The sequence below is a fragment of the Paraburkholderia sp. BCC1885 genome (assembly GCF_900996235.1).
Classification (GTDB): domain Bacteria; phylum Pseudomonadota; class Gammaproteobacteria; order Burkholderiales; family Burkholderiaceae; genus Paraburkholderia.
Genome location: NZ_CAAJGM010000210.1, coordinates 45746 through 70242 on the forward strand (window position 1 = coordinate 45746; position 24497 = coordinate 70242).

The window sequence follows — 24497 nt, forward strand, 5'->3', positions numbered from 1 at the left end:
GAAATCCCCTCACTCGCCAAACCCCGCCATCAAGCCGCTCGCGCGCTGCACTTTCGCGCACACTGCCTGATCGAGTACGGGTTTGCCCTCCGGCACAGCCAGCGTCAGGAACGCGCGCGCCCGCGTGATGCCGGTGTACACCAGTTCGCGCGTCAGGATCGGGCTAAACGTATCGGGCAACACCAGCGCCGCGTGCATGAACTCGGAGCCTTGCGATTTGTGCACCGTCAGCGCAAGCACCGTTTCCACCGCCTGCAGGCGGCTCGGCAACACCCATTTGATGCCACCCACGCCGTCGCCGGCAGGAAAGGCCACTCTTAGCATCGAGCTCTCCGGCGTCGGTCCCGGCAGTTCAAGCGTAATGCCGATGTCGCCATTCATCAGCCCAAGCTCATAGTCATTCCGCGTGACGAGCACGGGCCGGCCCGGATACCATTCCCCGCGTGCGGCAATCAAACCGTCTTCCTGCAATAGACGCGCGACGCGCCGGTTGAGTCCTTCGACGCCCCACGGCCCGCGCCGCAGCGCGCATAGCAACTGGAATTCGCCATGTGCTTTAAGCACGTCTCTCGCCCACTCATCAAAGACCTCGGGTCCGGCATCACGCCCGGGCTGCTGCTTGCGCATGGTCTCCAGATAATGCCGATAGCCGTATCGCGGACGTCCCGGCTCACCATTCGCGCCAAACAGTTGCGGCGCTGCCGCCGCCCCGCCGTATCCGTCGATAACCAATGCCCTGAACGAGGCATCGTCATGCGCGGAACACACCAGCAGCGCGAGGTCCGCGTGGCCGTGTGTCCAGACGCGTGCGACCGCCGCCGCGTCCCCCGCGTTGACGAGCGCCGCGAGTTGGCCGATGCCGCTCTGCGCCGAAAAACGATGGCTCCGCCGCAGCATCGCCACGGATTGATCGAGCGCCGTACCCGCTTCGTCGAGCATGGTGGCGTCGATGCGCTCGCCGGTCGCCGCCAGCAGCCAATCGCGTGTCGCCGGCGTGTAATGCCCCGCGCCCGCGCGTTCGCACAACTCGCCCAGCACGGCCCCTGCTTCGACCGACGCCAACTGATCCTTGTCGCCCAGCAGAATCAACCGCGCCGAAGCCGGTAGTGCATCGAGCACGGCGGCCATCATTTCCAGATCGACCATCGACGCTTCATCGATCACCAGCACGTCCACGGGCAGCGGATTGCTCGCATCGTGACGGAAGCGCCGGCTATCCGGCCGCGTGCCCAGCACACGATGCAGCGTGGCCACGACAGTGGGGATCGCCTCGCGCACCGCGGCGCCGTTCGGCAGCGCGTCCACCGGCAGTTTTTCCACCGCGCCCGCGATCGATTCATTCAGGCGCGCGGCAGCCTTGCCGGTCGGCGCCGCGAGCCGGATGCGCAAGGGCCGTGCAGGACGCAACGGATTCGCCGTGGCGTTGCTTAGCGCCAACGTCTGCAGCAAAGCCAGCAGCCTCACCACCGTCGTCGTCTTGCCGGTGCCTGGACCACCCGTAATGATGCTGAACGCACTGCGCGCAGCCAGCGCACAGGCGAGCTTTTGCCAGTCGGCGCCGCTTGAATCTGCGTTCGCGTTTGCGCTCGCAGCGCGCGGTGGAAACAAGACATCCAATGCTGCGCGTGCGGAATCGGCCTGCAACGAAGCCTCCATTTGCGCCGACGCCGCGAGCCGCCGTTCGATCCCGGCGCGCACGTCCTGTTCATATTGCCAATACCGGCGCAGATACAGCCGCGTGCCGACCAGCACGAGCGGCGTATTGCCCGCACTCGCGCCGACCAGCGCCGGTTGGTTCAATGCCGCGAGCCAGCGCGCCAGGTTGACGCCGGTCAGCACCTCGGCGGGTGACTGCGGCGGCGCCGTCGCCGTCACCGCTTGCGGTCCATCCGGCGGCAACGACAACGCAAAGGCAGGATCGTCGAGCGTCGCCTGCAGATCGAGGCACACGTGGCCGCGTCCCAATTGATGGCTGGCGAGCGCAGCGGCCAGCACCAGCAGCGGCGACGCTTGCGGCTCCTCGCTCCAGAGAAACCGTGCGAAGCCGACGTCGAGTGCGCGCAACCAGCCGCGCTCGACCCATTGATCGAGCACGCCGAGCATGCGCGGCGTGTCGCCCTTGGCGTCGGCGGCGGCGAGAGTATCGGTGGAGCGGGTCGTCATTCGGCTTCCTTCAACGCATACTCCGGGGTATCTTCGTCATCCGCGCGATGCGCAAACAGCACATCCAGTGCTTCGATCAGCTCACGCGGCGGCCGCTCGATATGCAGACCCTGACCAGGCGCCCGGCCGCCGCGCAGGAACAGATACACCGCGCCGCCCACATGGCGGTCGTAATCGTAATCGGGCAGGCGCACCTTCAGCAGCCGGTGCAACGCGAACAGATACAGCACATATTGCAGTTCATAGCGCGAGTGCAGAATCTGTGCGCGCATTTTTGCCGGCGTATAGGCTGCATCCTCGGGACCGAGCCAGTTCGATTTATAGTCCGCCACGTAATAGCGGCCCTCGTGCTCGAATACCAGATCGATAAAGCCCTTGAGCATGCCGTTCAGGCGGGCAGGTTCGAGCGCAGGCCGCGCTGCGCCATCGAGCGTCATGTCGCACACCAGTTGATCGAGCACATGTGTATCGACCGTATGCGCGGCCAGCCAGAACTCCATTTCCGCCATGTATGAAGTGAGATCCGCCAGCACGACGGGCGCCACCCCTTCGCCATCTACCGAAGGCAGTGCGAGCGGCGTGCGCAACAGGTCAAGCAGCCACTGCGTCAGCGGTTCGATCCAGCGCGCCCAGCCACGCAGATTGCAGCGCCGCGCAACCGTATCCCGCACCCGTTGCTCGTCCGCGGCAAGTTTTTCGAAGCCCTCCTCGGCGGCCCATTCCATCAGATCATGCAGGAAACTGCCGGCGTCCGCGCCGCGCTGGAAACCATGCAAGGTTTGCTCCGCATTCAAGGCAAGCGCGAGTACGGCGGACCCGCCCGCTTGCGACGTCGCCTCATCCTCGGCGTCGTCGAGCGCTTCGGCTTCAAGCAATTCGTGAAACACGTCCTCGCTGCGCGTCTGCGGAGCGTCGCGCGACTCGTCCGTTTCCACCTCGATTGCGGGCGCGGGAAGCGCATGAGTCATGCTGCCGCCAATCACACCGCCTTCCTTGCGCAGGCTCGAATAGCTGGCAATCCACCAATGTTCGCGCACGGGTCGCGGCACTCGGCGCGCTTCGCCGCGAAGCTGTTGCGCACCGCGCGGCACGAATGGCGTGTCGTTGGCGGGCGGCGCTTCGGCGACGCTGATCTCGGCGCACGTCCCCCTCAACTGCTCAAGCAGTTCACCGAGTTCTGCGGCCGCGATTGCCCGGCCACCACTGAGCAGATAACCGAACGCGCTCAACTCGACGCTCTGGATCGGCGCAATGCCCACCCACGTCGCGTAACGCGCCCGCGTGAGCGCCACGTACAGCTTGCGCAGGTCTTCGCCGAGACGCTCGCGGTCCGCGCGCGGCAGCACGTCGGCGTCGCCTAACGTGATATGCAGTTGGCCACTTTCGTCGTGCCATTTGAGCGGCATGTCGTTGGCGTTGGCCGGCCGGTAGGTGCAGGCGAATGGCAGAAACACCAGCGGATATTCGAGCCCCTTCGACTTGTGAACCGTCACCACCTGTACGAGGCCCGCGTCGCTTTCGAGCCGCAGTTGCCGTGCATCGCCGCCCGCGCCGCCGCCTGCGTCCTGGCGCTGCTCGTCGAGGTAGCGGATCAGCGCGTGTTCGCCATCGAGTTGCGAACTCGCCTGCTGCAACAGTTCGGCCAGATGCAGCAGATTCGTCAGCACGCGCTCGCCGTTGACCGCGGCGCCCGCCGTCTGCCCAAGCAGACGCTGCGGCACATGGAAGTCGTTGAGCAGGCGACGCAGCATCGGCAGCACGCCCTTCTTGCGCCAGTAATCACGGTAGCCGCGGAACTGCAGTACGACGGCCTCCCACGCGAGTTCGTCGCTGTTGAAGCGGTCGAGCGCGGCCCAATCGAGTCCGAGTATGACCGTCGCCAGCGCGGTACGCACCAGACGTCCGTCGTCCGGGTCCGCGCATGCCGCCAGCCAGTGCCGCAACTCGCCAGCCTGTTCGGTCTGGAACACCGAATCGCGATCGGACAGATAGACGCTACGCACACCGCGCTCCGATAACGCCGTGCGGATCGCCCGCGCTTCGGTGCCGTTGTTGACCAGCACCGCCATGTCCGCGGGTTGCAAAGGCGTGAGGGCGCCGTGCGCTGCGCCGCTAAAACCCGCCGCGCCGGTCTGACCCAGGTTGAGCAGGCGCACCATCTCGGTTGCGCAACTGGCGGCCATGTTGCGCAGATACGCCTCCTTGCTGAGCGGCTTGCCGTCCTCAGCGGGCGGCAACCACCACGCGCTCAATGCAGGCACATCGTCACCGCCGGCTTGCAGACGGTCCTTGCGGCCCTGTGCCTCGGCTTCGATAAACGGTAGCGGGTTGTCGCTGCCTTCTGCGCCGCGAAACAGGAATGCCCCTTCGCCATCCGGCCGCTCTTCGGCCGCATCGAAGCAGCGATTGACGGCCGCCACCATCTCGCGCGTCGAGCGAAAGTTCTTCTTCAGCGTGAACAGGCGGCCCGCACAGGCACGCCGTGCTTCCAGATAAGTATAGATATCCGCGCCACGAAACGCATAGATAGCTTGCTTAGGATCCCCGATCAAAATAATTGCCGTATCTGGATCATTCTCCGCTATCCGATAGACAGCATCGAAGATCCGATACTGCACCGGGTCCGTGTCCTGAAACTCGTCGATCAACGCGACCGGGTACTGCTGTCTGATGATCTCGGCGAGGCGTGCGCCATTCGGTTTGTGGAGCGCATCGTTCAGACGCGTGAGCAGATCGTCGAAGCCCATCTGCGAACGCGACGCCTCTTCCTCCGCGAAGCGCTGCGCAATCCAGCGCGCCGCGTGGCACAGCACCGCGTGATACGCCGTGGGCCGCGCAGCCAGCGCCTCGCGCAGCGATTCCATGGCGACGAACGCCGGGTGCATCGGCGGCTCGCCGCTCAGCCAGATTTCCGCGAGACCGGGCGGCGTAAAGCGTGTCCACACGGCGGCGGAATCCTCGAAGTCGGGCCGCAGCATCTCGGGATCGTTGGCCCAGTCGCGCAGCTTGTCGATCCACTTCTTGCAGTTCGGCGCGTTCAGACTGGTGGCCTTGAACTGCTTCTTCGCGCGGGCGTCGTCGAACAACACCTGTATCTCGTCGCACCAGACCGGCCAATTGGCTTTCAGACTGTCGAGATGCTCGCGCTGTTTTTCGCGCGCCTGCTGAAGGGCGTCGACGGGCGCGAGCGCCTCGGGCAGCAAATCGGCATGGCCAAGCAAACCGCGAATCTGCGTCTGCAACGCGGCCGGGCTGCCGAACCATTCACGCACCTCAGCCGCGGATTGCGCGTCGAGCGGCGCGAGGAAGGTGCGCCAGTAATCGCGCACGACCTCCGCGCGCAACTCGCTCTGGTCGGTTTCGAGTGTCTGGGAAAACAGGCTGTCGCTGTCGAATGCATGCTCGCTCAGCATGCGATTACACCAGCCGTGGATAGTGGAGACCGCCGCCTCGTCCATCCATTCAGCAGCCAGTTGCAGGCGACGCGCGCATGCGCCCCACTGCTCCTGCGGGTACGCGTCGCGCAAATCGTGCAGCAGATCCTCGCCCACCGGAAGCGGCTCGATTTCAGCGGGGTCGGCACGGAAATACCCGGCCGCTTCGATCAGTCGAGCGCGGATGCGCTCACGCAGCTCCTTGGTGGCGGCATCGGTAAACGTGACGACGAGAATCTCCGGCGGCGTCAGCGGACGCGCCTCGCCCTCCGCTCCACGATGACCCAGCACCAGCCGCACGTATAGCATTGCGATCGTGAAGGTCTTGCCGGTCCCCGCGCTGGCTTCGATCAGGCTGCTGCCCAGCAGCGGAAATTCGAGCGGCCGCAGCACTTCGGCTGGCGCGGCGAACGTTTGTGTCTGGGTGGCGTTCATTACGCGTCTCCCGTTTGAGTCGCCGCGCTCTTCGCTTTCGACGAGGAAGCCGGAATCGCGCGGTGCAATGGCAACAACAACGCCACAGCGAGCCGTTCGAATTCTCCCGACGCGGCAAGCGCGCCGAAATCGGGGTATGCGCGCAGCAAATAGGCGTTGGTGTCGCGCTCACCTTGCTGGCGTCCCGCGCCTTCATACGTGACACGGGCGGCGTCCCGCGCGTCGACGAGCGCCGCCGCGAGTTCGGCGCTTTCGTGCGCTGCGCCGGCAAAATCCTGCGGATCCATGAAGTCGAGCGCGCCGGGTCGCTTTCTTAGCCACGCGAACGCGCTTTTGACGGCAAGCGGCAACGGCCGGTGCATGCCTTCGTCCCACGCACGCAGCAAGGTCAGCAGATGCGCGCGTGCCTGCTCCGCCGCGAGCGGCGCGAATTCGACGCTGCCCACCTTGCTGACGATTACCGTGGTCACTGCGCCCGCAGCAAGCTGTGCAGCGAGATGGGCGACCCAATACACGATGAGGCGGTCGCCGCGATATTTGCGGTCCTTGATCAGCGTGCCGGGGTCGAGAAAGACCCGGCCACGGCTGCCGTCGGAACCGGCGCGCAGTTCGCCGATCCAGTCTTCGATGCTGAGCGCGCGGGTGTCGGTGTCACCGTCCAGGCGTAGTTCGTACTGCTCATCGAGCCGCTCCGGCCAGCGCTGCAATTCCGTGCGGAATCGTTCGAACAGGTCGGCCATCGGTTCCATCAACTCGGCGGCGATCACTTTGCCGAAGCCGCCCGCCGCCAGATCGCCGCTGCGATGCATGCGTTCGAGGCGGCTCAGCGCTGCCGGCAACAGATCCTCGTCGCCGCGTTCGAGCGCCGCCGCCTGGGCGCGGATCAGCTCGTTTTGCAACTGCCACGTTTCGAGCTGGTCGACTTCGAACGGCTCGTGATTTTCGCTCGACGCGTCCTCGGTTTCAAAGCTCACGCGCAGGCGTTGCCGGAAAAAGCTCCTGACCGGGTCTTTGAGAAAGTCCGCGAGTTCACGCACGGAAAGCGGCTCGTCGCGTTCGAGCGGTTGCAAAGCCGCGTCGCCATGCTCGCGGGTGTCAACGGACTTCAACTCCTGCTGATCCCATTCCCGCGCATACGTGAATAACGGCGACACATTCGGACGCGCCGGAAAATACTCGGCGCTGAACGGTTGCAAACGGTGATCCACGGTTAGCGCATCCAGCAGCGCGTCCGGTTCGTCATCAGCCGCGCCTTCGAGGCGCCACCCGCCCTTCAGATGATCGCGCAACTGGCCGACCAGCACCGAAGGCGGCCGCGGCGTGTTGTCGTTGACGCTGCGCCCCACCCAGGACACATGCAGATGTTCGCGCGCCGATAACAACGCTTCAAGGAACAGATAGCGATCATCCTCGCGACGCGAGCGGTCACCAGGACGATAGTCGCGTCGCATCAGATCGAAATCGAGCGGCATGCGGTTACGCGGATAGTCGCCATCGTTCATGCCCAGCAGGCAGACGATGCGAAACGGGATCGCACGCATCGGCATCAGCGTGGCGAAAGTGACCGCACCCGCGAAGAAGCGCTGCGTCAGGCCGCCGCCTTCGAACTGCGATAGCCAGTAGTCCGCAACAATCGAAAGCGGCAATTCGCCGGTCAAGGCCGCCTCTTCACACGCATCGCGCCATGCTTCGAGCGCGGCGTCGAGACGTTCCAGCGTGTAGGCGTCTTCGCTGTCGTCGGCCGCGAAGAATGTGGTTTTGAGCCAGCGCAAGCGCTCGCACCATTCTGGTACCGTGGCCGCTTGACGCAAGGTCTGCCAGGTTTCATCCAATGCATCGATGAGACGCGTCAACGGTCCGAGCAAGGCCGCGTCGAGTCCGCCGATTTCCGCATACGGTTCGATATCGTTCCACGCGCCGGCCTTGTCGCCGGCTGCATAGCCGAGCAGCATGCGGCGCATGCCGAAGGCCCAGCTATTCGGTGCGCTTTCGTCGCCGGCTTGCGGCAGGCCGAGACTCGCGCGCTGTTCGGCATGCAGTCCCCAGCGAATATTGGCGCCGCTGATCCAGCTACGCAGCTTCGGCAAGTCGTCCGTGCCGATCTCGAAGCGTGCGCGCAAGGCCGGCACTTCGAGCAGATCGAGCACGTCGCTCACGGTCAGGCGTGATTGCGGCAGCGCAAGCAAGGTTTCGAGCGCGCCGATCAGCGGATCGAAGTCGCGCTGGCCGCGATCGGCGACGCTAAACGGTATATGACGCGGGTCTTGCTCATCGAGCAGGCCGAACACCGCCTGGATGTGTGGCGTATACACCTCGATATCCGGCACCATCACGATCACGTCGCGCGGACGTAATGTCGGATCGGCAGCGAACGCGGCCAGCAACTGGTCATGCAGAATTTCGACTTCGCGCTGCGGACTGTGAGCGACGTGGAAGCGGATCGAGTGGTCCGCGCCCGGGTCCACTTCGGGCCATAGTTCACGCGTTTCGCGCAACGGCCGCAGATCGCGGATGTCGTCCTGCAGTTGCTGCAGCATCGTCAATGCGTCGTCGCTCTCGAACAGATCGATGCGCTGGCCGATGCCGGTGAAATGTGCCGTGTAGCGTTCGCGCGCTTCGGCGCTGTCGTATTCGTCGAGCAGGCCGATAAAGTCACGCCCCTGCTTGCCCCATGCCGCGAGCAGCGGCTGGGCGTGCAGATGCAACTGCGCGTCGTCGATGGTGGCCGGCGCGCCCTCGCGGCGCTGCTGACGCGAACGTTGCGCGCGCAACAGATCCTGATCCGCGACGATATCGGCCCAATAGTGCGCGCAGGGGTTATGCACGCACATCAGCACCTGGGTCCAGCGCGAAAGCGCGGCGAGCACTTCCACCGCCTGGCGCGGCAAGCTCGAAATGCCGAAGATGATGACCCGGCGCGGCAAGCCGCGCGGCCGCTCGTCCTCGGGCAACTGCGCGGCGCGACGCAGAAATTCGTCGTGGACGGCGGCACGTCCGGCCGTCCGCGTGTCCGTTCCAGCCGGGGCGTGCGCCTTCACGTCCTCCAGCAAGGCACGCCACAGCGCGGCCTGCCAGCGGTATTCCTCCGGCAGCGGCGTGCGCCGGTTGCGTGCGTCGATCTGCACGTCGTCGCCGGCGGCCCACGCCGCGAGCCAGTCCGCGCGATACACCTGATACTGGTCGAACAGATCCGCAACACGCTGCGCGAGCTGGAAGCGTTTGCGCTGATCGCCGTCGTGCGCCATGAAGCGCTTGAGTGGCGCGTAGTCCGGCGCCTCGAGCAATTCGGGCAATAGCCGCGTGAGACGCCACACGAGGCGCGTTTTGTCGAACGGTGAGATGGCCGGCACCGCTTCGTCGCCGAGCACGGCGCGATATACCTGCCACAAAAAACTCGCAGGCAACGACATGTCGAGCGCAGCGGCGATGCCGCAACCGCCGTCTTCCGGGTCCGCGGCGAGCGCGAGCTTCAGCCATTGCGCGATGCCGTTGCTCTGCACGAGGATGACCTCTTTTTCCAGCGGCCCCAACGGATGTTGGCGAATCCACTGCACCATCAGGTCGCGCAAACGCTCCGGCTGATTGCCGTGAACAAGCATCAGTCCAGCGGGAATCGCACTCATGCTGCGGCCCTCAGATCGTCGATGGCGCGCTGCTTGACGCCCAGGTCGTCCCACAGTTCGGGGTGGCATGTGAACAGCAGGATTTGGTGGCGCGTGGCCGCGTCGAGCAAGGCGCGCTTGATGGCATCGCGTCGCGTGCTGTCGGTGTGGACGGCGGCGTCGTCGAGCATCAGCAAGGTGGGGCGTCCCGACGCCTTCAGCAGATCCGCATAAGCGAGACGCGCGAGAATCCCCATCTGTTCGCGTGTGCCGAAACTGAGGGCCTCGAGCGTGTCGATACGGCCTTCGCGCTGCAAGGCGATGGGGCTCAGGTCGTCACCGAGTTCGAGCGCGGACTGCGGAAAGATTCGCTTCAGATAATGACCCAATCGCTCCGTCAACGGCGCGCGAAGTTGCGCGACCGCCGAATCGCGTTCCTCGACCAGCACCTTGTCGAGCAGGCTCAGCGCGCCGGCACGCCGGCTCAGTTCGTTCTTGCGCCGCTCCATCTGTTCGAGCGCGGCGCGCGCGGATGCGAGCTTTTCGCCGAGTCCCGAGGCGCCCATGGTTTCGAGTTGGCTGCGCAGTTCGGCGATACGCACCTGCCGTTCCTGTTGCTCGGCGCGCGCGATGGCCGCCGACTGGCGATAACGTTTCGCCTCCGCAGCCGGATCGTCGGTGCGCGCAGCGCCGAGTTCCTGATTGCGCGCGTCACGCTGCCTGGTCAGTGCAGCCACGTGAGCGCGCTGTTCGACGATTTTCGCCTGCCATTGCGCGCGCCGCTCGCGGAACGCCGGGTCCTGCAATTGCGTTTCTTTAAGCTGTACCTGACCCGCGAGCGAGCCGCTGGTCGCCAGCGCGTTTGAGCGACGTTCGCCGCTTTGCGCCAGCGCGCGAGTGGCGGAGTCGAGTGCCTGGCGTGCCTCGTCGGCCGCGCGGCGCGCGTCGTCCACGAGCAGTGCGCCGGTCACGTCCGGCAATGCGGCAAGTCGCTGATCCGCTGTTTGGCGTCGCGCGTGTGCACTCTCCAGGGCGCTGCGTAGAGGCTCGATGCCCTTTGGCGCATGCACCGCGAGAATCTTCTGCTGGCTTTGCAGATGCGCGAGTTGCGCCTTCCATTGTTCATGCCGGGCCTGCGCGCCGGCGAGCGAGGTTACGCCCAATGCCTGCAAGATCGAAGCCCGCTGTGCTTCGGCAGCGGACAACTCGGCGCGTAGCGCGGCAAGATCGGAAACACCCGGCACGATCCGCAGTTCGCCGAGACCCGGCAAGCCAATGGTCTGCTCGTCTTCGAGACGCAACACGCCGTCGCCGGTGAACGACTCGCCACCTACGACGATAGTGCCGCTCAACCTGTAGTCGATGCGCGTCATTGCGGCTTCCTTGCGGGCCTTTAGCACGCTAATGTCCGATTCGAGCGCCGGCAGCCGCTGCAATTGCGTGACGTCGATTTCGAGCGAGGCGGCAGATCGCGTGGCATCGAGCACCGCCGCTTGCGCCGCCTCAGCGGCGCCGATCGAGGCCTCCAGCCGCTCGATTTCCGCGTGATACATGGCGATCTGGTTGTGCAGGTCCTGCGCCATCGTCGCGGCGTTCGCGAGTTCCAGCGCGCGGGCCGCGGCGTCGTTCGCCAGCCGGCAGCGCGACACGTTCTCGCTCGCCTGAGCATGCTCGGCCTCGGCGGCGAGCACGGCGGCTTTAGCCTTCTCAAGCAACAGCCGCTCGTTGGCGAGCGCCGCTTCCTGATCTGCGGCGCTTTGTTCCTGCTGCAAGGCGTGCGTCAGTTCCACTTCGCTGAGTTGCAGCGTTTGCGCCAGTGCCTGCACGCTGCGTTCGAGTTCGGCCACCGCAACGGCACGCGCCTCCTGCTGCACGGCCTTTTGCTCGTGCGCTTCCCAAGGGCGTTTGCGTTGCGCGTCCTCGGACGCTTCCTGCTGCGTGGCAAGACGCGTGAGGTTTTCGTCGAATTGACGCCGTTGCGCTTCCAGCGCTTCACATTCGAGCGCGAGCGTAGCCAGCGTCTGTTCCGCTTCGGCTAACGGCCCCGTCGATCGTTGTGTGCGGGCGGTGAGCAATTGCCGCAACTCGCGTTGCACGGCGCCGATCAACACATCTTCGCCAGCCGAGCCGGCACTACCCGACAACTGCGTCAGCGCATCGCGCAGATACAGCGCCGCGTGGCCACTCGCGTCGCGCACGTCTTGCGTCTCACCTTGTTGCACCCACAACAGTCCGGGCACGCCCGCCTGGTCCGCCTTCATTGCCCCACGCGTCGCCCGTGAAAAACCGAGCAATGCGGCGAGCCGGTCCTCGGCTTCATCCTCGCTGAAGACCTGCTGGCCGATCCTCAAATCGCACCGCTGGCGCGACACGAACTGCTTGGATAACGTACACGCCACGCCATCGAGATCGAACTTCACTTCCACCGACGGTTGTCCGCTTGCTTTGCCCCACGGCAACAGGTCTTTCAGATGCGACGCCTTATAGCGTTCGAGAAACACCGCCCGCACCGCTTCCGCAATCGTGCTCTTGCCGGCTTCGTTCGGGCCGGTGAAGAGGTTCAGCCCCGGCTGCAGATCGCCGATAAAAAGACGTCCGGTGAACTGCCTGAATTCCTGAATCGCGATACTTTCGAGTTTCATGCAGCCCTCGCTTCACGCTGAAACTGCGCGAGCAGCAACAGTGCTTCGGCGGCGAGCGGCGCCTGCTGCGGGTCCGCCTGCAGATCGCGCAAACGCGCGACCACTTTGCCTAAATACCCGCTTTGCGCCCCGAGCGCGGCGAGGTCGTCGGCAGTGGGCTGTACCTGCAGATCGGTCGTCTCGACGCGCAGCGCCCGCACCCGCGCGCGAGTTTCGTCGACGGCGAGACGCACGCTCTCGGCGCAAGCGAGGTCGGTCGTGCCGCGTATTTCGAGCTTGAGGACGTCGCCCGCGCCAAGGGCCTGCAGACGCTGCTTCAAGGCGTCGGCATCGCTCGCCACCACGATTTCTTCCTCCCAGCGCAGCCAGCGATACTTGCTCATCGCGACGGCCTGCACCGAAGGCAGCGCGCCCGGTTCCTGCAACGTGACGTCGAGCACGTAGCCTGGATCGTTGGCGCGAAAGCGGTCCTGTTCGTGCGTGCCGGCATACCACGTGCGCGCGTTCACGGCGAAGTGCCCATGCCAGTCGCCCAGCGCGAGATAGTCGAGGCGCGCGGTGGCGGCGCGGGTCGGTGCGATCGGGTTGCTTGAATCGATGCCCTCCTGCAGGATGCCGCTCACGCTGCCATGCGCGAGGCCGACGCGGAAATAGTCCGGCGGGCTCTCTGCCTGATCGAAGAAAGCGGTCGTGTCGTCGTAGGTGATGCGTTGCGTCAGCGGGGCGCAGAGAAACGCGCATTTGAGCTCGTCGAACAACATCACGCCCGGCGTCAGCACGACGCGCACGTTCGCGGGAATGCAGTTCAGGCGTTGCGCACGGGTCCAGACGCTTTCCACCAGCGCGGCGTCGTGATTGCCGGGCAGCATGATCCACGGGCCGCCAAAGCCCGCCAATGCGCCGAACAGGCGGCGGATGACCGTGTCGGAGACGGTCTGCTGATCGAAGACGTCACCGGCCACCAGCACTGCATCGACGCGGCGTGCGGCGGCTTCGGCGGCGATCCGGCGCACCGTTTCGAAACGCGCTTCGGCCAGATGCGCGGCTTCTTCGGCGTCGAACTGGCCGAATTGCGTGCCGATCTGCCAGTCCGCGGTGTGCAGGAATCTGATCATGGGGTCTCCATTCTATGAATGACGGCGAAGCTGCGTGCGTCATGAATCATGGATGTTACCGTGACACCGGGGCGAAACGCGTCCTCGTAGAGTCGTCAGGTCAAAAGGAGAGTTTAAGGGACCACGGTCGGTCCCGTTCAGGCATGCGCCACGCTGGTGGTCGGCAGTTCGAACGAGAACGTGGTTCCCACGCCTTCGCGCTCGACCAGACGAATCCGGCTGTGATGCAATTGCAGCATGCGCTGCACGATCAGCAGCCCAAACCCGCCGCCGCGATGTGCGCCGACCGCACTGAAGGGCCGTTCGAACAGCCCTTCGCGCTGCGCCGCCGGAATGCCCGGACCAGTATCGCTGACCGTCACCTGCACCTTGCCGTCGCGATGCGTGAGTTCGACGTCGATGGTGCCTTCGGTGGGCGTGTGGCGAATCGCGTTGTCGAGCAGGTTGGTCAAGACCCGCTCGATCATGCCGAGATCCGCGCAGACCGTCGGCAGACGCGGCGGAATCCCCGCCCGCAGCTTGATACGCCGCGCCTCCGCCGACAACTCGAATTTCTGGAACACGTCCTGCACCAGATCGACCAGCGAGAAATCCTCCAGCGCGGGCTGCACGTTGCCGTGCTCGAGCCGCGCCAGTTCGAATAGCGCCTGGGCGAGCCGCCCCACCTTGACGCTTTGTGCGAGCGCGATGCCCAGATAGCGTTTGCGCTCCACTTCACTGAGCGAATCCGCTTTCAACGACAGCGTTTCGAGGTAGCCGTGCAACGACGTCAGCGGCGTGCGCAAATCGTGCGAAATATTGGCGATCAGTTCGCGGCGCTGCTGGTCCTGGCGCCGCAGCGCGCGCCACTGGTCGCCGATGCGATTGGCCATCTGCGCGAAAGTGGCTTCCAGCACGGCGATTTCGTCACGCTGGCCCACAGCCGACGAGCGCGGCACCTGCGGCTGGGTGTCCGGCTCGCCGTCGGCGTCGAAACGGCGCATCGCCTCGGTCAGGCGCCGTAACGGCCGCGTGATCAGACCGAACGCCATCAGGCCGGCCACCAGCCCCAGCAGCGCCACCACCGCCATCGACCACAGCGTGGTGCGCAACACCGAACTGGCCGCCACGCGCGCCGCCAGCTGATCGTGCGCCTCGCCAAGCAGCACCACATAGACATAGCCCGACGGCGCCTGGCCGGCCGCCTGCAACGGCGCGGCGCTGAACACCTTGCGGCCGTCGGCGCTGCGCGGGTCGTCGCCAAGAATCGGCAGCGCGTCGCCCGCGATGAAGCGGCGGATCGGCGCCAGATCCACCTGAGCGCGCTTGACGCGGCCGAGCGGCGCGTCGTCGCCCTCGATCCGGCCGTCGTTGTCGAGCAGATACACCTCGACGCTCGGATTCACCGCCATCAATTGCCCGAACAACTGGCGCACGGCATCGGGACGCAAGCCATTGGCGTCCATCAACGAGGTGCTGCGGGCGATATGCCCGGCGAGATCACGCGACAGGCCCTGCACGACCTCTTTCTCATGCAGGTCGCTGGAACGGATTTGCAGCCACGCCGAGGCGCCGCAGCACGCCAGCAGCAGCAGCGAAAAAACGATCAGGAGCCGCTGGGTGAGCGTCAGATTCACGGCGCATCCTTCGGCCTGGCGTCCGGCGCGGCGGCTCCATCCGTGGGGACGGCGAGCTTGTAGCCGTGGCCCCAGACGGTCAGGATGCGCGCGGGCTGCGCCGGATCGGCCTCGATCTTCGCGCGCAGACGGTTGATGTGGGTATTGACGGTATGCTCGTAGCCTTCGTGCTGATAACCCCACACGGCGTTGAGCAGGTCCATGCGCGAATAGACCTTGCCCGGATGCTGGGCGAAGAAGTACAGCAGATCGAACTCGCGCGGCGTCAGTTCGATGCGGCGCCCTTCGACGGCCGCCTCGCGCGTCAGCGGATCGATCGTCAGGCCGACGATCTGGAGCGTGCCGGCGTCGATGCGCGAGTCTTTCGCCATGGCGTCGACGCGCCGCAGCAGCGCTTTCAACCGCGCCACCAGTTCGAGCACCGAGAACGGTTTGGCGAGGTAATCGTCGGCGCCCAGTTCCAGGCCGAGAATCCGGTGCACTTCGCTCGAACGCGCGCTGGTGATGATGATCGGCGTGTAGCGCGTCATCGCGCGGGCGCGCCGGCAGATCTCCAGGCCGTCGACGCCGGGCAGCATCAGGTCGAGGATCAAGGCGTCCCAGTTGCCCTGCTCCAGCAGACGCAGGCCTTCGCTGCCGTCGGCGCTGTGCACGACTTCATAGCGTTCGTCCCGCAGATGCAGGCTGAGAACGTTGGCAATGTCCACGTCGTCTTCGACGATCAAAACGCGCTTTGGGTGATCCATGGGGCCTGGAACGCCGGTCGGGTTGGAGTTAGCGGGATGCGGACGGTTTTACCGGGCAGGCGGTTTCAAGCCGATGCACGGCGGCGGCGGGACCCATCCCTGGAAAGCCGCGGTTACGCCATTGTGCAAAATTTCCGGCCCGCGAGTTATCACATTTAATTTAACTTTTCGTGAGGACTTTGACACGGCCAGAGGCCTAGGATGGCGTCACTACCCGCAGATCACGCAGATCGCGCAGATTGGCACCCAGGGGAACCTCATGAAAAGTCGTAGAAGTTTTCTGTTTGCAGGCGGCGCGGCCGTCGCAGCGCTGGCCGCCGTGAGCCGCTGGCCCAAAACGGCGGTCGCGCAATCGAGCGCCGCGCAGCCGGCCGAGAATTTCGAATTCACGCGCACCGAGGCTCAATGGCGTCAGATGCTGACCCCCGCACAATACACGGTGTTGCGCGCGGAAGGCACGGAACGCCCCTACTCGAGCCCGCTGAACACCGAACACCGCAACGGGGTCTTCTCGTGCGCCGGCTGCCAGCTCGACGCGTTTTCGTCGCATACGAAATTCGACAGCCATACGGGCTGGCCGAGCTTCTGGGCGCCGCTCGACCACGCGGTGGTGACGCGCGAAGACGGTTCGTATGGCATGACGCGCACCGAAGTGCATTGCCGGCGCTGCGGCGGCCATCTGGGCCACGTCTTCGACGACGGCCCGAAGCCGACCGGCCTGCGCTATTGCATGAACGGCCTCGCGCTCAACTTTACGCCCGCCGCCGCCTGACCCCAATCGACCACCTATAGCCCATATAACCGGGATCAGTCATGTTACTCATCGTTCTTGCCTATCTTGGCGGCGCCCTGACGATTCTCAGTCCGTGCATCTTGCCGGTGCTGCCGTTCGTCTTTGCGCGCGCCGATCAGCCGTTCGTGCGCAGCGGCTTGCCGCTGCTCGCCGGCATGGCGCTCACGTTCGCCCTCGTGGCGACGCTTGCCGCCGTCGGCGGCGGCTGGGTGACGCAGGCCAACCAGTATGGCCGCTGGATCGCGATTGCGCTGCTGGCCGTGTTCGGCCTGACATTGCTATTTCCGCGTTTCGCGGACCATCTGATGCGGCCGCTGGTGAGCGCCGGCAATCGCCTGTCGAACTTCGCCCAGGCCGACGGCCAGCAGGTTCGCGCCGGCTCGTCGTTTCTGCTGGGCATCGCCACCGGTTTGCTGTGGGCGCCGTGTGCCGGTCCGATCCTCGGTCTGGTGCTGACGGGCGCCGCGCTGCGCGGCGCGAGCGTCGGCACGACGTTGCTGCTGATTGCCTACGCGGCCGGTGCGGCGACCTCGCTGGCCGTCGCGCTGTTGATCGGCGGCCGGGTGTTTACGGCGATGAAGCGCTCACTCGGCGCCGGCGAATGGATCCGCCGCGGTATCGGCGCGGCGATGCTGGCCGGTGTGGTGGCGATTGCGTTCGGGCTGGACACAGGCGTGCTGACCCGGGTATCGACGGTCGCGACCGGCGGCATCGAGCAAAAGCTGGTCGACCGGTTCTCTCCCAGCGGCGCGGCGGCGGGTGACGCTTCGGCTTCGTCCGCCACGGTAGCCAGCAATACGCCGGCCCCGGCTGACGGCGGCGCGATGATGTCGGCCAATCCCACCGCCGCCTCGAACGACGTCATGTCCGCCTCCGATGCCAACGCGGGCGGCGCGATGATGGCCGCTTCCAACGGCATGATGCGGGCGTCGCAAACGGTGCAGGAAAATCAACCGGCGCTGCCCATCGAAGGCCAGTTGCCGTCGCTGAATGGCGCGGTGCAATGGCTCAATTCGCCGCCGCTGACGGCGCAAAGTCTGCGCGGCAAGGTCGTGCTGATCGATTTCTGGACCTACTCGTGCATCAACTGCCTGCGCTCGCTGCCTTACGTGAAAGCATGGGCCGAGAAGTACAAGGACCAGGGGCTCGTCGTGATCGGCGTGCACGCACCGGAATTCGCGTTTGAGCGCAATATCGACAATGTGAAGAAGGCGACGCACGACCTCGGCATCGACTATCCGGTCGCCATCGACAACAACTACGCCATCTGGCGCTCGCTGAACAACGAGTACTGGCCGGCGCATTATTTCGTCGATGCACAGGGACGCATCCGTTATCACCACTTTGGCGAAGGCGACTACGCCCAGTCCGAAAAGGTCATCCAGCAATTGCTGGCCGAAGCGGGCCACGCAAACGCGACCAACGTGCCGACCGGCCTGACAGACGCGAGCGTAAAGGGCGTCGAGGCCGCGGCTGACAATGGCGACATGAAGTCGCCGGAGACCTACATTGGTTATGCACGTGCCGAGAATTTCGCGTCGCCGGGCGGCGAAGAGGAAGACCGGACGCACGCGTATGCCGCGCCCACCCAGCCCGCGCTCAACGACTGGGGTCTCGACGGCAAATGGAAGGTCGGCGCCGAACACGCCACGCTGAGCGCGGCATCGGGCGGCATCGTCTACCGCTTCCATGCACGCGATCTGCATCTGGTGCTCGGACCGAACAAGGACGGCAAGCCCGTGCACTTTCGCGTGAGCATCGATGGCGCCGCGCCGGGCGCCGCGCATGGCAGCGACGTCGCCGCCGACGGCAGCGGCACGGTGACGGAAGAACGGCTCTATCAACTGGTACGGCAAGCGGGCGACGTCAAGGATCACACCTTCTCCATCGAGTTTCTGGATCCGGGCGTCGAGGCTTACTCATTCACGTTCGGCTAAGGCCGGACCGGGCATCGATACATCGATACGTCGTTTGAACTACCCATCACTTAAGGGACTGACAATCGTGAACACACTCTTTACCAAGGTAGCTTCCTTGCGCAAGCGTTCATCCCTCGCCAAGGTGGCGGGCGTCGTGGCGCTCGCGGTGGGCGCCATCGCGCTGCAGCGCCTGGCGGTCTCGGCCGAACCGGCGACCCAGGTGCCGGCGCCGGTGCAGGACGAAAAAGTCGCCGCGACCCATAGCGAAACCGCCGTGTTTGCCGGCGGCTGCTTCTGGGGCGTGCAAGGCGTCTTCGAACATGTGCGCGGCGTGAAGCAGGTGGCGGCCGGCTATTCGGGCGGCGCGGCCAGCACCGCGCAGTACGAAACGGTGAGCGGCGGCGATACCGGCCATGCCGAATCCGTGCAGATCACCTATGACCCGACGCAGATCACTTATGGCCGTCTGCTGCAGATTTTCTTCTCGGTGGCGCACAACCCGACCGAGCTGGACTACCAGGGTCCGGACCACGGCACGCAATATCGTTCGGCCGTGTTTCCGGTGAATCCGGAGCAGAAGATGGTCGCGCAGGCGTATATCGCCCAACTCGACAAAGCGCATGTGTTCTCGCAACCGGTGGTGACCCGCGTGGAGAACTTCAAGGGCTTCTATCCGGCGGAAAATTATCACCAGAATTTCCTCGTGCTGCATCCCGACTATCCGTACATCGCGATCAACGATTTGCCGAAGGTGACCGATCTGAAGAAGATGTACCCGGATCTGTATCGCAACGATCCGGTGTTGCTGAAAGTGGCGTCGTCGTAAGGCGAAGCGCGCGGATGCGCCGGCGTGGTGCTCGATATACAAAACCACGCCGGCGCGCTACGCTGTATCCCCTTCGATACTACGCTGCGACCCGGGGTTTTCATGACCACATCGACTCAAGCAACTGTGCTGCTGTTTTCGTATGGGACGTTGCAGGACAAAGCCGTTCAGCTCGCCAACTTTGGCCGCGAATTGAACGGACGTGCCGACTCGATGTTGGGCTACGACCAGACGTGGGTGGAAATCACCGACCCGCAGGTGCTGGCGACCAGCGGCAAGACCCACCATCCGATCATCAAACCGGGCAACGATCCGCAGCAGGAGATCGCCGGTATGGTCTTCGAGATCACGCCGCAAGAACTGGAAGCGGCCGATCGCTATGAAGTTGCCGACTATAAGCGTGTCAGCGTGACGCTCAAATCCGGCGCGCAGGCGTGGGTGTACGTTAGCGTCTGATGCAGGCTTAGGCTTTGGGCTTGCGCATGAAGCCATGCATCAGCCCGCGCCCATTTCCCGCGCGAGCGTGGCAATCAGCGCTTCCTGCGGCGTCAACGTACCGGCGCGCAACACCAGCCACATCGCCGAGCGCGCGGCCTTTTCGCGCAACGGCCGGTACGCCACGCCGTTCACGTTGATGCTCTGCAGCGACGCCGGCACGAGCGCGACTCCAAGCCCGGCAGCCACCAGACCGACGATGGTCGGCGATTCACGCGCCTCCTGGGCCACTCGCGGCACAAAACCGGCTTGCTGACACAGTGCGATGATCTGGTCGTACACGCCGGTGCCGCTCTCGCGCGGATACATCACAAAGGCTTCATCCTTGAACGCGGCCACGGAAAGCGCGCCGCCCTGCACGGCGAGCGGATGCTGCGCCGGTAGCGCCGCGACGAGTGCATCTTCGAAAAGACGCGTGGCCTGCAGCGCCGGTGGCAACTCGGGGCGCGTCGCGCCGCGCACGAACGCCACTTCCATGCGCTGCTCGAGCATCGCGGTCAGCTGCTGGCGGGTGGTCAGTTCTTCGAGCCTGAGATGCACCCCCGGCAGGCGGCGACGGTATTCGTAGATCAATTGCGGAATCACCACACTGAACGCGGTCGAGCCCGTAAAGCCGACCCGCAGTTCGCCCAGCTCGCCGCGCTGCGCCCGCCGCGCCACCTCTTCCGTGCGCCCGGCCTGCTCCAGCAGCGCGCGCGCCTCGGGCAGCAGCGCCTTGCCGGCGGCGGTCAATTCCACCCGGCGGTTGCTGCGGTCGAACAGCCGAGCGCCCAGTTCTTCCTCCAGCACGCGAATCTGCTGGCTCAGCGGCGGCTGGGCCATGTTCAGACGTTGCGCGGCCCGCCCGAAATGCAGTTCCTCGGACAGCACGATGAAGTAGCGAATGCGGCGTAGATCCATGATATGAATTATGTATCAATAACGGCCAAAACGATATTGGACTTCGACATGCCGCGCTTGCATCATTCAGTCTGACGCAATACTGGCAATGGAGTCATCGAATCATGGGTAAGCACGACGTCAACGTCATCGGGGCCGTCCTCGCCGCAGCCGGCGAGGCGCCTCGGGCGCTGACCGACAAAATCGAGCACGGCACGCCGGCTTTCTGGCGCACCAATTTCGCGCTCTTCGCGGCGGGGTTCGCCACCTTTGCCCTGCTCTACTGCGTGCAGCCGCTGATGCCGCTTTTCTCGGCGGATTTCGGCGTGAGCGCGGCGGGCGCGAGTCTCGCGCTGTCGCTGACCACGGGTCTGCTGGCGGTGTCGATGCTGGTGGCGGGCGGGCTATCCGAGACGTGGGGCCGCAAGCCGATCATGGTCGCGTCGCTGCTGCTCTCGGCGGTGCTTACGGTCATCTGCGCCGCCGTGCCTCACTGGACCACCCTGTTGGTGATGCGCGCATTGATGGGCGTGGCGCTGAGCGGCCTGCCCGCGGTGGCGATGGCGTATGTCGGCGAGGAGATGCATCCTCGTTCGCTCGGCCATGCCATGGGTCTTTATGTGGGCGGAACGGGCCTCGGCGGCATGGCGGGCCGTTTATTGACCGGGGTGATCACCGATGTCTGGGGCTGGCGCTCGGCGGTGTTCGTGATCGGCGTGCTCGGCATTTTGAGTGCCGCCGTGCTGTGGCGCTTTCTGCCGCCGTCGCGTCACTTCGTGCGCCGCGAGTTGCGCCTGGCTCCGCTCGTGCGCGCGTTCGGCAGCCATCTGCGCGATGGCGTGCTGCCGCTCCTGTTCGCCGAAGGTTTCCTGCTGATGGGCAGCTTCGTCACCGTGTACAACTATGTCGGCTATCGCCTGGTCGCCGCGCCGTTCTCGCTTAGCCAGACCCGCATCGGCTTTATTTTCGCGGTGTATCTGTTCGGCATTATCAGCTCGACCATGGTGGGCGGCATCTCGGGCAGGCTCGGGCGGCGAGTCGTGCTGCCGGCCACGTTCATCCTGATGCTGGCGGGGACGGCCATGACGCTCTCGAACCAGCTCTGGCTGATTATCGCCGGTGTGGCGGTGTTGACGATCGGCTTCTTCGGCACGCATTCGATCGCCAGCGCCTGGGTGGGCGCCCGCGCGCAGGTCAGCAAGGCGCAGGCGTCGTCGCTTTATCTGTTTGCCTACTACCTGGGGTCGAGCGTGGTCGGCTCGCTTGGCGGAGTATTCTGGAATCTGCACGGCTGGCACGGCGTGGTTGCCATGGCGTGTGCGTTGCTGCTGATTGGACTCGCCATCTCTCTGTGGCTGTATGCGATGCCTGGGCAAACGGCGGCTGGACGCAACAACTCGTAATCAGTGCAGGATGGTGGATCGCGGCGCGATTGCCCGCTTCGCTGAAAAGATTCGGGGTAGCGTGCTAGCATTTCCGCTCGGCTCGTCGCGTGGTGCGTCGAGCGTGACCTATCGTTGTATGTTGGGAGAGTTTTGTGGCATTCGAGCACCGTGGTTTTCGAGTAAGTGTTGATGTAGCGCCGGATGAACTCGGCGTTCAGTGGGTCTGCCGCGCCGTGATCGAGCGGATCGACGGGGATAGCGCGAAAGGCGTGCCGCCGGGCCCGGAACTGAAAATCCCTCGCGTCAAGATCGATCCCTTGATGGCAATGAACTCGCTCGAACATCGCGCGATTGCCGTGATCGACGAATTCCTCGAAGAAGGGCACGCGGTCGCGTGATCGTGCTGTCTGAAGTTGATGAGAACCCTCTGGCGACCGCGGCGCTCCTCGCGGTGCTTTCCGGCGCCAGAACTTCCTGCACGACTACTTAAAAGCATCTGCTTCGCAGCCACTGCGCGCGGTCTGTGCAGGCTGCCCGAATCTATCCGTCTATTGCTCCCATTCTTCGCCCGGGTCACGTCTTCAAGCTAAGCGGTTGAAGTGTCGACGCACGCCGTTGCTGCGGCCTCACATCAAATGATTATGGACCCGTCATTGCAATTTTTAATTTGCATGGAAAAGGCTTTCCATAATGTCCCGGATCGATAAATGGGGCTTGAATTAATCCTCCAATAAAGCCGTCGTCCGCAAACGTTTTCGCATCAAAACCACGCGTCGGACCCTTACTTGAATGAAAAAGAAATACTAGAATCACCTCTTATGCACATCGCATGATGCGGCTGAGGCCGGCACTGCGTTGCTGCGTGATGTTGAACAAGGTATGCAGCGACCATCCGCAATTCGTAACATGAAGAGCGGGTATCCGTGTACTTTGAAGGATTACTAAGAACTTGAGAGAGTCGAAAAATTGCGTGCCGTTTTGGTGCGCAGTGACCGAAATCACCATCCCGGTGCCAACGTAATGGCAAAACTGTGGAGGGCCGGGTGCCGGCATTGAACCGGCGTCACCGAGTCACGATTCGGCGGCTAATTTAGAAGATCCCCGAAGATAGAGGGTTGACAACGTGCTAGCAATTCCACTTTCCGACGAGGACTGGTCGCGGGTCGCGCCGTTACTCGTTGAACCGGCTTCATCGCGAACAGGTCGCCCACGGTCCGATCCGCGCCAGTTGCTCAATGGGATCCTATGGGTCTTGATCAACGGGGAGAAATGGCATCACCTTCCTTCCACTTTCCCTGCACAACAAACCTGCTACGCCAAGTGGCTCAAATGGAAGCGCGAAGGCGTCATGGACGCCGTCTTGACCGCGCTCGCCCTGGACGGCCTTACGACTTCGCCGATGACGAGCGGTGGGACCATCGACTGCGGCCGCTGAGGGCAGACAGTAGCGACTATCGTCCGCCCGAGCGTGCGAGGGGGCTTCCGGCGAAGGGGTCTTTTTCCCAATCGACGCCCCGCTTCGCGGGCGCCTTCTCCGCCTCTTTGGCCGACAGTGCGAAGTGTTCGATGGATTGCCCCGCGCTGATCGCCTGCTTGAGCCACTGAGGCATCTCGCCTTCGCCCGACCAGGTCTCGCCCGATACGTCGCGATAGCGCGCTTTGGTCTTTTCCGATTCGTCACTTGCCATTGCTGAAGCAAGGGCCTCTGGCGTAATGCCAAACTCTTCCATGCGGTGGCGGAGGTAAGCAATCATGCTGTCTCGCTTCCTTTCGTCCATAGAGTAACCCGTCCTTAATATGAATCTTGCAGCTTTCCGTCGAGCATTGGATAGCTCGATATACGGCGAATGCGTTGGATGAATGCCGTCGCTGTTGCCGGCGGCGACAGGTCGATACATCTGCGGAAATGCTCGCTGGTCAAATCAGGTTGGGTCGCTTCAGAGCTTGCGGAACGACCTGTCCCCAATGAAAGTCCCTATCATGCTTACCGCGCCGAGAGGCGGCTGGTCCGGCGCGCCCCGTTGCGGGAGATAGCGCTGAGCCAGCGTCACGGTAGCAATTGAAAAGATAATGCTGAAAAAATGCGGCGATTTTGACTGGCCGGTTTCTGCTGCACGTTCCGTTTCCGGTGCCTCGCGCAGGCCAGTGTTTTCGCGTTATACGCACATGATAGCGCAATGTCTGACAGGCGTTGGTTACGCGTGAATTGGACGGCGCGGCAAGGGGAAAATGGCACGGCCCGACGTGCTCGCTTGCGAGCTTTTTTATGCCGCGTAAACGCAGAAACCCCACCTTTTGGGGTGGGGTTTCTGTTTTCTGCGAGGGAGCCTGACGATTACCTACTTTCACACGGGTAATCCGCACTATCATCGGCGTGGAGTCGTTTCACGGTCCTGTTCGGGATGGGAAGGGGTGGTACCGACACGCTATGGTCATCAGGCATGACT

General features: G+C 64.2%; 16 protein-coding genes and 1 rRNA gene. 7 read left to right on the plus strand and 10 right to left on the minus strand.

What is annotated here, in order from left to right; genetic code table 11:
- Window positions 1-9: 9 nt before the first annotated feature.
- The 7 genes from recD to FQ755_RS22805 all read right to left on the minus strand — a co-directional run bounded on the left by recD (window position 10) and on the right by FQ755_RS22805 (window position 15753).
- Window positions 10-2163: an exodeoxyribonuclease V subunit alpha gene (gene recD, locus FQ755_RS22775; protein ID WP_144157280.1), complete on the minus strand. Its 2154-nt coding sequence runs from the start codon at window positions 2161-2163 to the stop codon at window positions 10-12.
- Window positions 2160-6032 carry an exodeoxyribonuclease V subunit beta gene (recB, locus tag FQ755_RS22780; protein WP_144157281.1) on the minus strand — a complete coding sequence of 1291 codons (3873 nt, stop codon included), beginning with the start codon at window positions 6030-6032 and terminating at the stop codon, window positions 2160-2162. Before recB ends, recD begins: the two co-directional genes overlap by 4 nt.
- Entirely contained in the window at window positions 6032-9655 is a 3624-nt protein-coding gene (recC, locus tag FQ755_RS22785; protein WP_260858799.1) for an exodeoxyribonuclease V subunit gamma, read from the minus strand. The genes recB and recC overlap by 1 nt, the downstream gene beginning before the upstream one ends.
- Window positions 9652-12276 carry an AAA family ATPase gene (locus FQ755_RS22790; RefSeq protein WP_144157282.1) on the minus strand — a complete coding sequence of 875 codons (2625 nt, stop codon included), beginning with the start codon at window positions 12274-12276 and terminating at the stop codon, window positions 9652-9654. Before FQ755_RS22790 ends, recC begins: the two co-directional genes overlap by 4 nt.
- Window positions 12273-13391, minus strand: coding sequence for an exonuclease SbcCD subunit D (locus FQ755_RS22795; RefSeq protein WP_144157283.1), 1119 nt, complete (start codon window positions 13389-13391; stop codon window positions 12273-12275). Before FQ755_RS22795 ends, FQ755_RS22790 begins: the two co-directional genes overlap by 4 nt.
- Window positions 13392-13528: 137 nt before the next feature.
- Entirely contained in the window at window positions 13529-15007 is a 1479-nt protein-coding gene (locus tag FQ755_RS22800) for a sensor histidine kinase (protein ID WP_144157284.1), read from the minus strand.
- Window positions 15004-15753: a response regulator transcription factor gene (locus tag FQ755_RS22805; RefSeq protein WP_144157285.1), complete on the minus strand. Its 750-nt coding sequence runs from the start codon at window positions 15751-15753 to the stop codon at window positions 15004-15006. Before FQ755_RS22805 ends, FQ755_RS22800 begins: the two co-directional genes overlap by 4 nt.
- A 259-nt stretch (window positions 15754-16012) precedes the next feature.
- Here FQ755_RS22805 and msrB point away from each other — a divergent pair, with 259 nt between their 5' ends.
- The 4 genes from msrB to FQ755_RS22825 all read left to right on the plus strand — a co-directional run bounded on the left by msrB (window position 16013) and on the right by FQ755_RS22825 (window position 19747).
- Complete coding sequence (gene msrB / locus FQ755_RS22810) at window positions 16013-16525, plus strand: peptide-methionine (R)-S-oxide reductase MsrB (RefSeq protein ID WP_144157286.1); 513 nt, start codon at window positions 16013-16015, stop codon at window positions 16523-16525.
- A gap of 41 nt (window positions 16526-16566) precedes the next feature.
- Window positions 16567-18483 (plus strand): cytochrome c biogenesis protein DipZ, encoded by a 1917-nt coding sequence (locus FQ755_RS22815; protein WP_144157287.1) that lies wholly within the window; start codon window positions 16567-16569, stop codon window positions 18481-18483.
- 97 nt (window positions 18484-18580) lie between these two features.
- On the plus strand, window positions 18581-19291 hold the full coding sequence (gene msrA, locus FQ755_RS22820) for a peptide-methionine (S)-S-oxide reductase MsrA (protein WP_409937536.1): 711 nt from the start codon (window positions 18581-18583) through the stop codon (window positions 19289-19291).
- 102 nt (window positions 19292-19393) lie between these two features.
- Window positions 19394-19747: a gamma-glutamylcyclotransferase family protein gene (locus FQ755_RS22825; RefSeq protein ID WP_144157289.1), complete on the plus strand. Its 354-nt coding sequence runs from the start codon at window positions 19394-19396 to the stop codon at window positions 19745-19747.
- Between the two features lie 39 nt (window positions 19748-19786).
- On the opposite strand, the gene FQ755_RS22830 is transcribed toward FQ755_RS22825, so the two are convergent.
- Window positions 19787-20686 (minus strand): LysR substrate-binding domain-containing protein, encoded by a 900-nt coding sequence (locus FQ755_RS22830; RefSeq protein ID WP_144157290.1) that lies wholly within the window; start codon window positions 20684-20686, stop codon window positions 19787-19789.
- Window positions 20687-20790: 104 nt separating this feature from the next.
- On the opposite strand from FQ755_RS22830, the gene FQ755_RS22835 reads away from it, so the two are divergent.
- The 3 genes from FQ755_RS22835 (at window position 20791) to FQ755_RS38770 (ending at window position 23485) form a co-directional block, all read left to right on the plus strand.
- Entirely contained in the window at window positions 20791-22068 is a 1278-nt protein-coding gene (locus FQ755_RS22835; RefSeq protein WP_144157291.1) for an MFS transporter, read from the plus strand.
- A gap of 134 nt (window positions 22069-22202) precedes the next feature.
- Window positions 22203-22448: a hypothetical protein gene (locus FQ755_RS22840; RefSeq protein WP_144157292.1), complete on the plus strand. Its 246-nt coding sequence runs from the start codon at window positions 22203-22205 to the stop codon at window positions 22446-22448.
- 725 nt (window positions 22449-23173) lie between these two features.
- Window positions 23174-23485: a transposase gene (locus tag FQ755_RS38770; RefSeq protein ID WP_222105773.1), complete on the plus strand. Its 312-nt coding sequence runs from the start codon at window positions 23174-23176 to the stop codon at window positions 23483-23485.
- A gap of 16 nt (window positions 23486-23501) precedes the next feature.
- Here FQ755_RS38770 and FQ755_RS22850 read toward each other — a convergent pair whose 3' ends face one another.
- Together FQ755_RS22850 and rrf are read right to left on the minus strand one after the other, a co-directional pair.
- On the minus strand, window positions 23502-23828 hold the full coding sequence (locus FQ755_RS22850) for an H-NS family nucleoid-associated regulatory protein (protein ID WP_144157293.1): 327 nt from the start codon (window positions 23826-23828) through the stop codon (window positions 23502-23504).
- A 548-nt stretch (window positions 23829-24376) separates the two neighbouring features.
- Window positions 24377-24490 (minus strand): 5S ribosomal RNA (gene rrf, locus FQ755_RS22855).
- Between the last annotated feature and the right edge of the window lie 7 nt (window positions 24491-24497).

Coding starts and splice junctions, on each gene's coding strand:
- recD (WP_144157280.1), bottom strand. CDS start 2,163: ATGACGACCCGCTCCACCGATACTCTCGCCGCCGCCGACGCCAAGGGC.
- recB (WP_144157281.1), bottom strand. CDS start 6,032: ATGAACGCCACCCAGACACAAACGTTCGCCGCGCCAGCCGAAGTGCTG.
- recC (WP_260858799.1), bottom strand. CDS start 9,655: ATGAGTGCGATTCCCGCTGGACTGATGCTTGTTCACGGCAATCAGCCG.
- FQ755_RS22790 (WP_144157282.1), bottom strand. CDS start 12,276: ATGAAACTCGAAAGTATCGCGATTCAGGAATTCAGGCAGTTCACCGGA.
- FQ755_RS22795 (WP_144157283.1), bottom strand. CDS start 13,391: ATGATCAGATTCCTGCACACCGCGGACTGGCAGATCGGCACGCAATTC.
- FQ755_RS22805 (WP_144157285.1), bottom strand. CDS start 15,753: ATGGATCACCCAAAGCGCGTTTTGATCGTCGAAGACGACGTGGACATT.
- msrB (WP_144157286.1), top strand. CDS start 16,013: ATGAAAAGTCGTAGAAGTTTTCTGTTTGCAGGCGGCGCGGCCGTCGCA.
- FQ755_RS22815 (WP_144157287.1), top strand. CDS start 16,567: ATGTTACTCATCGTTCTTGCCTATCTTGGCGGCGCCCTGACGATTCTC.
- FQ755_RS22825 (WP_144157289.1), top strand. CDS start 19,394: ATGACCACATCGACTCAAGCAACTGTGCTGCTGTTTTCGTATGGGACG.
- FQ755_RS22830 (WP_144157290.1), bottom strand. CDS start 20,686: ATGGATCTACGCCGCATTCGCTACTTCATCGTGCTGTCCGAGGAACTG.
- FQ755_RS22835 (WP_144157291.1), top strand. CDS start 20,791: ATGGGTAAGCACGACGTCAACGTCATCGGGGCCGTCCTCGCCGCAGCC.
- FQ755_RS22850 (WP_144157293.1), bottom strand. CDS start 23,828: ATGGACGAAAGGAAGCGAGACAGCATGATTGCTTACCTCCGCCACCGC.